The 12,395-nt window shown below is 46.9% G+C and carries 7 protein-coding genes; 3 read left to right on the top strand and 4 right to left on the bottom strand.

Features of this window, described 5'->3' with window-relative positions; translation table 11 throughout:
• Positions 1-132 precede the first annotated feature (132 nt).
• Positions 133-2,415, bottom strand: a complete 2,283-nt coding sequence (locus tag HB364_RS10895) for a Tex family protein (protein ID WP_167288012.1) — start codon at positions 2,413-2,415, stop codon at positions 133-135.
• Between the two features lie 142 nt (positions 2,416-2,557).
• On the bottom strand, positions 2,558-3,202 hold the full coding sequence (locus HB364_RS10890; protein WP_167288011.1) for an alpha/beta fold hydrolase: 645 nt from the start codon (positions 3,200-3,202) through the stop codon (positions 2,558-2,560).
• A gap of 517 nt (positions 3,203-3,719) precedes the next feature.
• On the opposite strand from HB364_RS10890, the gene HB364_RS10885 reads away from it, so the two are divergent.
• Complete coding sequence (locus tag HB364_RS10885; RefSeq protein WP_167288010.1) at positions 3,720-5,081, top strand: pyridoxal-phosphate dependent enzyme; 1,362 nt, start codon at positions 3,720-3,722, stop codon at positions 5,079-5,081.
• A 1,092-nt stretch (positions 5,082-6,173) separates the two neighbouring features.
• Here the strand turns inward: HB364_RS10885 and HB364_RS10880 are convergent.
• Positions 6,174-8,537 carry an ABC transporter permease gene (locus HB364_RS10880; RefSeq protein WP_167288009.1) on the bottom strand — a complete coding sequence of 788 codons (2,364 nt, stop codon included), beginning with the start codon at positions 8,535-8,537 and terminating at the stop codon, positions 6,174-6,176.
• 185 nt (positions 8,538-8,722) lie between these two features.
• Here HB364_RS10880 and HB364_RS10875 point away from each other — a divergent pair, with 185 nt between their 5' ends.
• The gene (locus tag HB364_RS10875; protein WP_167288008.1) at positions 8,723-9,514 is read left to right on the top strand and encodes a helical backbone metal receptor; all 792 of its coding nucleotides are present in this window, start codon (positions 8,723-8,725) and stop codon (positions 9,512-9,514) included.
• Between the two features lie 21 nt (positions 9,515-9,535).
• Here the strand turns inward: HB364_RS10875 and HB364_RS10870 are convergent, their stop codons facing one another.
• Complete coding sequence (locus HB364_RS10870) at positions 9,536-11,113, bottom strand: FAD-binding oxidoreductase (RefSeq protein ID WP_167288007.1); 1,578 nt, start codon at positions 11,111-11,113, stop codon at positions 9,536-9,538.
• Between the two features lie 188 nt (positions 11,114-11,301).
• Here HB364_RS10870 and HB364_RS10865 point away from each other — a divergent pair, with 188 nt between their 5' ends.
• A complete protein-coding gene (locus HB364_RS10865; RefSeq protein ID WP_208419933.1) occupies positions 11,302-12,393 on the top strand; it encodes a hypothetical protein in 1,092 nt (363 codons plus the stop codon).
• Positions 12,394-12,395 lie beyond the last annotated feature (2 nt).

The raw sequence follows: 12,395 nt of genomic DNA, 5'->3' as shown, positions 1-12,395 counted from the left end.
ATAAAACACAATACAATCATCAACGCATATACGACAATAAAAAAGCCGGTTAAACAACCGGCTTCTATACGAGGTGAGACCTTTCCTTTTCGTCGCAGGTGAAAGGTGTCACCTCATTGTATAGTTAATTACTTAATCATTAAACTTTTTCTTCAATTCCATGAGCTTGGCCTGGAAGGGATTGAGCGGCTCCTGCTTCTTAGGCTGGGGCTTGTTGCCGCCGGAAGGCCTGTTGCCACCGCCTGTTCCTGACTGCTGGCGTGATTGGTTGCCTCCCTGCCTGCTCTGATCCTTCATGGTTAAGGCGATCCGCTTCCTGTTCACATCCACCTCCGTAACAGTCACCGTTACTTTTTGGTTCAACTTCACCACCTGGTTGGGATCGGAAACGAAGGTGTTGCTGAGCTGGGAAATATGCACCAGTCCATCCTGTTTTACACCAATGTCAACAAACACACCAAAGTTGGTAATGTTGGTCACAATACCCGGCACTGTCATGCCCGGCTTCACATCTTCAATAGACTTAATGGTATCATCAAAACGGAATTCCTCGATCGGGGCCCGTGGGTCGCGACCCGGCTTTTCCAGCTCTTTCAGGATATCCGTAATAGTGAACTCCCCAATGGTTTCGCTGATGTATTGTTTCTTATTGATCTTCTTGCGCAGTTCGGCCTGTTTGATCAGGTCTTCCAAAGAAGCCTGGAGGTCCTTGGCCATCTGCTCTACCACGAAATAGCTTTCGGGGTGAACGGAAGAGTTATCCAGCGGATTGGGAGCCCCGGAAATACGCAGGAAGCCCGCGCATTGTTCAAAGGTTTTAGGCCCCATCAAAGGCACTTTCTTTAATTCGTCCCTGCTTTTGAAAGCGCCATTCTTGGCCCGGTATTCTACAATGTTTTTAGCCAGTGTATTGTTAAGGCCGGATACGTACAATAGCAAATGCTTAGAAGCTGTATTCACATCCACTCCTACATAGTTCACGGCGCTCTCCACTACCCTGTCCAATGCATCTTTCAATTTGGTCTGGTTCACATCGTGCTGGTACTGTCCTACCCCGATGGATTTCGGATCGATCTTTACCAGCTCACTCAGCGGGTCCAGCAGCCTTCTGCCAATGCTCACCGCGCCACGCACAGTAACATCCTGGTCGGGGAATTCTTCCCGCGCCACTTCTGAAGCAGAATAGATAGAGGCGCCGCTTTCATTGACCTGGAATACACTCACCGGCCGGCCAAAATCAATACCCCTTACCAGTTGTTCTGTTTCCCGGCCGGCAGTACCATTTCCTACACCAATGGCCTCAATACCATATTTCTCCACCAGGAACTTAACTTCGGCCTCACTCTTCGACCATTCATTCTGCGGCGGATGCGGGTAGATAACACCATTGTACACCAAATTGCCCTGTGCATCGAGGCATACTGTTTTACAACCTGTACGGAAGCCCGGATCAAGGGCCAGTACTTTTTTAGATCCCAGCGGAGAAGCCAATAACAATTGGCGAAGGTTTTCTGTAAATACATGAATGGCCTCTTCATCGGCCTTGTTCTTACTAACCAGACGGAACTCATTTTCGATGGATGATTTCAGCAGGCGTTCAAAACTATCTTCTATCGCTTTCTTTACTTCTGTGCTGTTGGGGTTGGATGCTTTGACAAAGATCCTTTCCAGCTCATCTACCGCCGTCTGCTTATCAATATTGATATCCATCACCAGGTATCCTTCTTTTTCGCCCCGGCGAATGGCCAGGATACGGTGGGAAGGGCTTTGTGACAGCGGCTCGTTGAATTCAAAGTAATCGCGGTATTTCTGTGCTTCCTCTTCTTCTTTTTTACTGGTGAGCACTTTGGAAGAGAATACGGCTGTTTCGGTAAATAACTGGCGCACTTTATTCCTGGCCTGCTCATGCTCCGATACCCATTCTGCAATGATATCACGGGCGCCCTGCAGGGCCTCTTTGGTATCTTTTACCTGGTCGGTAATGAATTTGGCGGCTTCCGTGGCGGGATCTTCAGCGCCTTGCTCAAACAACGTTTTGGCCAGCGGCTCCAATCCTTTTTCAATGGCCTGGGTGGCCCTGGTCTTCCGCTTGGGTTTATAAGGCAGGTAGATATCTTCTAATTCTGTAGCATCATAGCAATTCTCAATACGGTCTTTCAATTCCGGCGTCAGCTTGCCCAATCCCTCAATGGTCTTGATCACGGTTTCCTTGCGCTTGTCCAGCTCATTGAAGTAATTGATTTGTTCCACCACATTACCAATGGCCACCTCATCGAGGTTATTGGTAGCTTCTTTGCGGTAACGCGCCATAAAGGGAATGGTAGCGCCTTCCGCCTGCAGATCGTGGACACTGGTAACCTGTTTCAGTGTAAGACTTAATTTCTCGGCGATCTTTTGTGTGTACTTTATTTCCATGGTCTGATACTATATTAATTTGATGCCCCTCATTCCGTCTTCAACTGCTTCGGATTCGGGGGAGCAAATGTAAGAGAAGGAATGAAAGAAAAAACTTTGTTTTATCAACAGTAATTACCGATCTAAATATGATTTTTAACCCTTATACAGCCAATGCATTGTACAGGATCGTGTTTACTTCATCCGGGCTCGTCATCACTATCAGGTGACCGGCTTTCGGGATAATATGGGTAGGTTTTGTGTATCGTGCAGGCAGTATCTCATCCCGTGTACCATGAATGTGCAATACCGGCTGCGGCATTTCTTCATTCTTCCATTTCAGAATGGCTTCCATAGACCAACGGATGAAAGCGGGATCACTACTCCTGATGATCTCCCACAACAGTTTTTTATCTTCCGACTTCTCATTGGTAATAAAGCGTTTTAACCGGGCCGCCGTTTTGACCAGTCCGATGGGTATTACTTTATGCAGGCGCAGGATAGCTGCTACCCGGAAATAGCCCGGCAGGTGGGTAGACAAAGGGATACTAGCTATAAGGATGGTTTTAACAGGCGGGAACCGTTTGGCAATTTCTGTTACCAGCATGCCGCCAAATGACAAGCCTACCAGTATAAAAGGCTGACTGGTGTCAATTCTTTCCGCCATGCGTAAAGCATATGATGGTAATGACTCGTCTTTCTGAGGAGTGATCCAGGTGAGGTGTACTATTTCATACCCTTCGGGTAAACGGACATATTTGAATACCCGCTCATCGGCCGCCATTCCACTGACAAAATATGCTTTCAATACCCTTGATTTACGCGTGAAAATATAGGCAAATTTATTACTTTCCAGCCATGCGGTCCCTTTTAACGATCCTTTATACTTCGCTTTTATGCTGCGCCCGGGCTATTGAAAAACCGTCTCAAAAGGGGAAGGAAAGGGCAGTTGATGGGTGCGGAATGCTCAGGGTATGGCCTGAACCTTGCACTGGTACACTATGAAGATGTACAGTATTAGAGCACTCCAGTGCGCTTTTCAGGGTATCCCTGACCATATTTAGAGCACTCCACTCTCAGTAGGCTCCTACCATCCTCGCCTAATCCTTGTACCATCCTTGTGTGAACCATGTGTCAAATGGGGGTGTTCTCCAATGAAGCGTACATGTTTGACACATGGTTCACACATGGATGAAAAAAGGTTTGCAAAAGGTTTATGAATGGTTAGCCCCTGTTTTTCAGCGCTGTAGCCTTGTTCCCCCTGCCCCGGGTAATGTCTACCGGTAACCCCCTATTTCTTACCTTTGCCTCACAAACACAGGATAATGGATATTAAGCATAACATACTGGAAACGATTGGTAACACGCCATTGATCAAGCTGAACAAGATCACGAAGGATTTTCCCTGCACGGTATTGGCCAAAGTGGATTATTTCAACCCTGGCAATTCCATTAAGGACCGCATGGCCCTGAAGATGGTAGAAGTAGCCGAGCAGGAAGGCAAGTTGAAGCCTGGCAGCACAATTATTGAATGTACCAGCGGTAATACCGGCATGGGGCTGGCCCTGGCCGCCTGTGTAAAAGGCTATAAATGTATTTTCACTACTACCGATAAGCAATCGAAGGAAAAGATGGACATCCTGAAAGCCGTAGGCGCTGAGGTAATTGTATGTCCTACCAATGTGGAGCCCGATGATCCGCGCTCTTATTACTCTGTAGCCCGCAGGCTGGCCAAAGAGATCCCCAATTCCTTCCTTTGCAACCAGTATGATAACCTGGCCAACAGGCTGGCGCATTATGAAACCACGGGGCCTGAGTTATGGGAACAAACAGACGGTAAGATCACCCACCTGGTATGTACAGCCGGAACAGGCGGCACCGTAACTGGTACAGCTATGTACCTGAAAGAAAAGAATCCCAACATCCAGATCTGGGCCATTGATGTTTATGGCTCCCTGCTTACCAAGTATTTCCGCACCGGTGAGGTAGATATGAAAGAGGTACACCCGTATGTATCCGAAGGCTTCGGGGAAGATTTTGTGCCGGAGAATTATGATATGAGCGTGATTGATCATTTTGAACAGGTGACCGATAAAGACGGCGCTGTGATGGCCCGCCGCATTGCCAAAGAAGAAGGCCTGTTCTGCGGCTATAGCGCCGGCAGTTGCCTGCAGGGATTGATACAGTTAAAAGACCGCCTCAAAAAGGATGATCTCGTAGTATGTATTTTCCATGATCATGGCAGCCGCTATGTAGGAAAGATCTATAATGACCAGTGGATGATGGAAAGGGGCTTCCTGGATGTAAAAACGTTCAGGGATATTGTGAACGGCCGGCCGGCCAAACAAAAGCTGGTGACTATTGAACCCAAACATACGGTGGCCGATGCAGTAGAGCTGATGAAGAAACACGATATTGAGCACATACCTGTTGTTAATGGCAATGGCCTTATTGGTGCGATCAGTGAAAGCGGCCTTTTCCAGAAAGTATTCTCCAATCCCGATATTAAAAATGCTTCTGTAGAAAGTGTGATGGAACCTGCTTTCCCGGTAGTGGAGTTCAACACTCCCATCGAAAAACTGCGCACCCTGATCAATAAAGACAATGGCGCGGTATTAAGCAAGGATGAAGCCGGCAATTTCCACATCGTTACCAAGTATGACGTGATCCAGGCGCTGGGCAATTAATAGTGAGTGGTCAGTGGTGAGTACGTTTGCTTCGAAAGTTTTTAACTCCACGAGCTTACTGACTTGCAGACTTTTGTTAATTGGACTTCTTACAAAAAATAAAAAGGCCGGTTAGACAACCAGCCTTTCCTTCTTTAGAAAATCTTTTAATCAGAGACAAGGGGCAGATAATTTCGGTTCTTCCCCTGTTGTATTGAGAGCGGGTGTAGGGATTAAAAAGGGCTTCTCAATAAGCTGATACAAAGATGCAACCTGAAAAGCTGATCCTGAACTTTATTCGATCAATGCGCTTTCCCGCCCGTTTAATGGAGGCAAAAGCCGGGGTAGCATAAAGACCGGCCAATCAGATTAAATTATTTTAATATAGCTGTTGATATGTGAATAACTGGTAAATTCACGTACCATACTTTTGATGCTGATCAATGAAATAGCCCTTTCCCAGGGGCAATCTCGTAGTATTACCATACCTACTACGTTATCCTACTACAACTACCCTGAAGTACTTACGAATATTGCAGTAAATACCGAATAAATTAAATCGAGAGTTTCTGCTCTTGTTAACATTTCAATGTGGATATATCTTTGTTATCGAAGTTGATTGATAGCTTATCAATCATATCCAATATCCGGTGTAAAGATCAGTTACACATCCAATATCCAGAGAAAATCCTAAAATCCAGTATCAATCAACTTCTTTTTCCTTTTAAATCCAAGAGTCCAAGATCCAATGTCCGTATGAGCCGTCCAATGTCCAAACGATTGTCATCCTTGTCTGTGAAAAGACCAATGTCCTAAGTCCTTTAAAACCGTCCAAGAGTCCAAGTCCGAAAGAAACCAATTTGATCGTATCCTTAGGAAAAACCGTCCAATAAGATCCAACGTCCGAGAAAAAACCAATTGAGTTCCAATTCCTGTGTGTTAAGAACCGCCTGCAATCCAATACCCTCCTGCTAGATGATCCTTATTCTATTTAGCAGGAGGCAGCAGCGGTCTCCTCACAAAAACAACAGGTCGCTTTCACCATTACAAAGGGCAGCCTCTTCAACAGCCCGCTTCAATAGCCATTATTTTTGTTAGTTACACTGTTTAACGTTATGCTGTATCCAGGCTTTTAGCCGGGTTGGCCATCGCCACATGCACCGCCTGGAAGCTAACCGTTAATAGCGTGAGCAGGATCACGGCTATGCCCGTTACCAGGAATATGTCTATGCCCAGGCTGATATGCCTGGCAAACCCATTGAGCCAGTCATGCATGATCCACCCTGCCAGTGGCATCGCTATACCCAGGGCTATCCCCACCGCCCGCAGGAAGTCTTTCGACAATAACAACACTACCTGGCTTACTGTAGCGCCCAATACCTTGCGTATGCCTATTTCCTTACGTTTCTTCTCAGCAGTAAAAGAAGCCAGGCCAAACAGGCCCAGGCAGGATATCAGCACGGCCAGCCCGGCAAAATACCTGGAAAGAACCGCCACCCGCTGCTCGGCCTGATACTGGGCCTGGTAATCCTCATCGAGGAATTTGTAATCAAAAGGGAAGCCGGGATTGAAGGTTGTATAAAATGCCTTCAGCCGGTTGATCACTTCTTTTTCCCGGGCCGTATTGATCTTCACCATGACTGTCGTATTTTGGAAATCCAGCTTAAAGAACAATGGCTTGATGGCTTCATGCAGGGATTGAAAATGGAAATCCTTTGTAACGCCTATGATCCGCCAATCTGTTCCACTAAACCGGATCACTTTACCTACCGGGTCTTTAATGTCCATTACCCTGATAGCCGTTTCATTGAAAATGATGGCAGCGGTATCCATCCCATAGGCAGCAGAGAAAGAGCGTCCCTCTTTCATCTCAATACCCAATGTTTCTATCATGCCATAACTGGCCTGAAAGCACCTGAACGGCGTGGTTTCTTCTACGCCATTCCACTGCCAGGGAATACCCAACGAAGGTCCGCCCAGTACATTGCCCACCATGCTGGAGGCATTGACCACGCCCGGTATTTGCCTGATCTCCGTTAAGAAGGCATCCATACCTGCCGGCACCTTGCCTTCTGCATCAAAACAAATCACCTGTTCTTTGTCATAGCCTGTTTTATGTGATTGTATAAAAGCGATCTGCCGGTATACCACCCATACTGCTACAATAAATACTACCGACAAGGTAAACTGGAAGATAACCAGTCCTTTCCGCGCCCACAAGGCGCCTGTTCCAGGATTGACCTTCCCTTTCAATACCGCCACCGGATGAAAGCCGGAAAGATAGAAAGCAGGATAGCTACCCGCCAGGCAGCCGGTGATCAATACCATGCACAACAGCGTTACCACAAACCGTGTATCTACGGCAATGGCAAGCTCTTTACCGGTGATATGATTAAAGGTGGGGAGGAAAAACAGAACCATCAATAAGGCGAGTAACGTGGCTGCCAGTACCAGCAGGAAAGACTCTGCCAGGTATTGCACCATTAGCGAAAGCCGCCCTGCTCCAATGGTTTTGCGGATACCCATTTCCTTCATACGGCCGGCAGCTTTGGCGGTGGACAGGTTCATGAAATTAATGCAGGCCATTACGAGGATAAAAATGGCGATGAGCGAAAACAACCGTACATAAGCGATTCGTCCACCCGACTGCACGCCGTTTTCATAATCACCATACAGGTAATTTTCGCCATACGGTTTCAGGAACATCCGGCGCTGATTGCCATTGCTCCTGTCCTTCATAAGAGCGCTCAGCTTATCATTGAAAGCAGCTACCCGTGTACCTTCCTTCAATACCACGTACGTATAAAAAGGGCCGCCACTGTCCATACCGCCCTGCATGCCCATGATCTCTTTAAACGCCTCAAAGGACAACAGGAAATCGAATTGGATAGAAGCGTTGGCAGGCGTTCCTTTAAAAACACCGGTAACGATGCTGCTCTTTTTGATCTGAAATATCTGCCAGGATACCTGCTTCCCGATCACCTGGTCTGTATCATGGAAGAGGCGCATGGCCAGTTGCTCTGATATCACTATGCCATCCCTGTGGGCCAACGCTTCGTTGGGATTACCGCCGATAAGCGGATAGGTGAATACTTTGAAGTAATCTTTACCGGCAAATAATCCGGCTCCCTTTATATTTTCATCGCCTACTGACAGCACTACATGGGGAAACCAGGAGGGAGGTGTAGTAACTGTAGCGGATGCTACTTCGGGCATGAGCATTGTTAAAGTCTCGTCCAGGAGGGCCGGTGTTTCCGGGGAAGTAGTAATACCACCACTGTGCGGCCGGTGTTCCATGACCTGGAAGAGATGATCATCATTTTTATGGAACCTATCCACCGACCTTTCATCCTGTACCCATAGCCAGATGAGTAAGGTACAGGCCAGTCCGGTAGACAGGCCCACCAGATTTAACCCGGTAAACTGGCGGTTTTTCAGCAGGTGGCGCCAGGCAACGGTAAAGTAGTTTTTAAACATGGTAAGGTATTGAGCAATTGAGTGAGATTATAAAGCGCTGGTTTTCCATACTCATTTGATCTGTTTTTTACACGGGTGTAATGGCCTTAGAGGCAACGAGGCACTGAGGCAACAAGGCAACGAGGAAAAGACAGGGAGTGTTTCCTGGCAAGGTTACATTTTAAGTAAACCCTGTAACTTGCAAGATGCCTTCATTCACCGATCAGCTCAACAGGACAATTACCTTGCCCGGCATCCCGCAAAGGATCATTTCCCTGGTGCCTTCCCAAACGGAATTACTGGCCAGCCTGGGGCTGGACGAGGAAGTGGTGGGCATCACTAAGTTCTGCGTGCATCCTGGGCACTGGTTCCGTTCCAAAAAAAGAGTGGGTGGCACGAAGAAGGTGCATATGGATGTGGTGCATGAGCTTCAGCCTGATCTGATCATCGCCAATAAGGAAGAGAATGTGCGGGAGCAGGTGGAAGAACTGGCCCGGCATTACCCGGTATGGGTGAGTGATGTGAATACGCTGGGAGATGCTTTGGGGATGATCCGGGCGCTGGGTGATATGACCAACACGGCAGCAAAGGCTGCAGCTACAACCCATCATATTGAAGCAGCTTTTTCACAGATCACTCCTGTACAACCTGCTGTGCGAACCGCCTACCTGATCTGGAAAGACCCTTACATGACCATCGGTAACGATACTTTCATTCACCAGATGCTTCTGCGCTGTGGCCTGCAGAATGTTTTTGAGCACCAAACGCGGTATCCGGCTATTACAGTAGATCAACTACAAACTGCCAACTGTAAACTGCTGTTGCTTTCTTCCGAACCTTACCCCTTTAAGCAACAACATATCGATGAATTGCAACAATACCTGCCCCATACGCTCATCCTGCTGGCCGATGGTGAAATGTTCAGTTGGTATGGCAGCAGGTTGTTACAGGCACCCGGTTACTTTAATGAATTGCTCAATAAATTGAAGATCAGTTAGTTTGTATTATTTAATGAATTGTCAGTGGTGAGTTGTGAGTGGCGCTGCTGGCGCAATATTCTGATTCACGCAAAACAGATTTTCAGGATCAAACTTATTCTTTAACTCAGCCAGGCGCTCATATTTTTTACCGTAGGCTTGTTTAACGCGATCTTCACCCTCATCACCTATATAATTAATATAAACTTCGTCTGCCATAAAAGGTTTCATAGCATCCCAAAACTCGCGAGTCCACCGAATGTTGGCATCAGTTTCTGAAGGATTGGTCCATAGAGAAGTAACCAGAAAATTGAATCGCCCATTTCGGACGGAAAAGGCCGTTTCATCGTCTCCAATACTATTCATAGCGCCGTCTCCAACGTGTTCAATAACTATTACTGTTAGCCGGGATGGAACCTGGGCAAAGAATTTAAGCATAGTGTCAATAGCTTCATCATTCAGTTCTTTGAGAAAGTTTGACTTCCAATAATTATACAATCCCCGTGGCCAAAGAAAATCAGCCATCATTTGCGCCTCACTGTAAGACATTTGTCTAAAAATATCAGCTTCTGGTGGACCGAACTGCCGGAGTTCCTGCAGCACCTGTTCACCGATTTTGAGATCTCCTGCGTAAACCCCTCCCGTGCCTACGATACCCTCCCGATGCAATACCTCAGGTATAGGGAGTTCTGCGGGCGGAAAGAAAATCAGGGCTGCGCCGGTTAACTCTTCTGGCGAGTCTACAGCATAGTCACGCCAGTACTTAATGGCTTCCTTCCCTTTTGATGTCGGATGCATCACCATTCCGGCCCAAACGGAACCCACAGGATGTACCCTAAACTTAAACGACGTTACAATTCCCAAATTTCCACCACCGCCACGAACGCCCCAAAAGAGATCTCTATTTTGAGTTGCATCAGCGGTGATAAACTGCCCATCAGCAGTCACAACATCTACAGATATAAGGTTGTCCAATGCCAATCCGTGTTTACGAAGCAACCAACCCAGTCCGCCACCCAGGGTAAGTCCTGACACGCCTGTTGTAGAAATAAAACCACCTGTAGCAGCAAGACCAAAAATCTGCAGGTCGTGGTTAAGTTCACCCCATGTTACGCCTGGTTCCACCTCAGCTGTTCGTTCTGAAGGATCTATCCGAATTCCCTTCATATGGGAGAGATCGATAACAATTCCGCCATCACAAACCGAACTTCCTGCAACATTGTGGCCAGCGCCACGAACGGTAAACAACAGGCTGTTTTCTCTGGCAAACCTGAGGGTGGTAATGACATCTGCCACGCCTGCACACTGAGCTATCAAAGCCGGATGTTTGTCGATCATGGCATTGTGAATCTTTCGGGCATCATCATAACCTGCATCATCAGGATAAATTAATTTACCCCGCATACCAGCCTTAAATTCATCAATAATGTTTGTTGATATTGCTGTTTCCTGGCCAGTTTTGGTTTTTATTCGCAGACCTGGTTTATCTTCCCGGAGATCAGCCACCACAGTTTTACTCTCATCATTTGTGTTACTCGTATTCATGATGAATTGAATTAAATGTGAGAAAATAAATTTTAGCTTCCTTAGTGGGATGTGGAGATCATGGATGAGATTCATTATAAATATAATTCTATTTTGTTAAATTCTTTGAGTTTTTATGGATCAAGATGCACGCCAGAAGTGGAATTCAGCTAATTTAGCGCGCAGAAAAAGCAAACTGAAACAGCCGCCGGATAAGCTGTTGACCCAAAAAAATTAATTTATATCAGCATCTAAATAAGTAGTGTTAATATTAAGCATTCCCATTGGTACCCAATTTCACACCGGAAGAGAATAATAAGCCATCGCGCAAGAAACCCATGTTTCCCGTGCAGGACTCTCTGCGCCAGTACCTCAAGATCCATGGCCGGGAAGTGAAGCTGCCGGTATCTTATAATGACCTGCTGCGTATTACTTATTCCATTCCCCTGAAAGATAAGTACGGGAAAGACACGCTTTGGGAGAAAGCCGTGTATGATATGCGCGACTGGGAATATATCCGGTCGGGCCTGGTGAAGATGTATGCCTTCCTGAAAACAGAAGGCGACCTTACGTTTACCGCGCACCTGGATGTAGCACGGATTGACTATTGCAGCTTTGGCAACTCCCACCCCTTCCGCATCCGCATTATTAATAAGTTCAACGACAACTACGATCACTATTATATCAAGATAGCCGATGCCTCCCGCATTTACGGACTGGAACTGGAACACCTGCTGTCGCCCAACCGTATCACCTACCTCACGCACAATAATACGCTGGTAGAGGAGCATATACCCGGCATTCCGGGCGATGTATTCATCCAGACGCACCTTGATGGTCCGGCCACCAATAAGATCAGGCTGGCCAAGGAGTTTGTGAAGTTCAACGAGCGTTGCTTTGTACGCCTGCTGGGTGATATGCGTTCTTATAATTTCGTGGTAGACATTACGCCGGATATTGAGGATTACCAGTACCGCATCCGTGCTATTGATTTTGACCAGCAATCGTATGAAGGCCGGAAGAACCTGTACCTTCCGCAGTTCTTCAAGGAGAATATAGAGCTGGTGAACCTGTGCAGCAAGTACCTGAATAAACAATCCATTGAGCAATACCAGGCTGAAGAAAGGACGATGATGGCTTTCCGCGTAGCCTCCACCCGCTTCCGGCTGATGGACCTGCTGAATACGATGGCCCGGGATAAGATCTCCACGCCGGAAAAGTTGTTGCAATTAAAAACAGAGCTGGGCCAGTATTTCCATAACCCGGCTTTCAATAAATGCACGTCTATGGGCCAACTGGTGAAACGCCAGTTGAAGCAAACACTCCAAAAGAACCTGGCGCTTATCCAGAAGAATTTGGGGAAGTTTGAGGATTAGCA

Origin of the sequence: Paraflavitalea devenefica, from assembly GCF_011759375.1 — a bacterium.
GTDB lineage: Bacteria > Bacteroidota > Bacteroidia > Chitinophagales > Chitinophagaceae > Paraflavitalea > Paraflavitalea devenefica.
Note: the sequence above shows the minus strand (reverse complement) of the source record. Positions and strands in the feature narration are given on the sequence as shown.

Coding starts and splice junctions, on each gene's coding strand:
- HB364_RS10885 (WP_167288010.1), top strand. CDS start 3,720: ATGGATATTAAGCATAACATACTGGAAACGATTGGTAACACGCCATTG.
- HB364_RS10880 (WP_167288009.1), bottom strand. CDS start 8,537: ATGTTTAAAAACTACTTTACCGTTGCCTGGCGCCACCTGCTGAAAAAC.
- HB364_RS10875 (WP_167288008.1), top strand. CDS start 8,723: ATGCCTTCATTCACCGATCAGCTCAACAGGACAATTACCTTGCCCGGC.
- HB364_RS10895 (WP_167288012.1), bottom strand. CDS start 2,415: ATGGAAATAAAGTACACACAAAAGATCGCCGAGAAATTAAGTCTTACA.
- HB364_RS10870 (WP_167288007.1), bottom strand. CDS start 11,113: ATGAATCTCATCCATGATCTCCACATCCCACTAAGGAAGCTAAAATTT.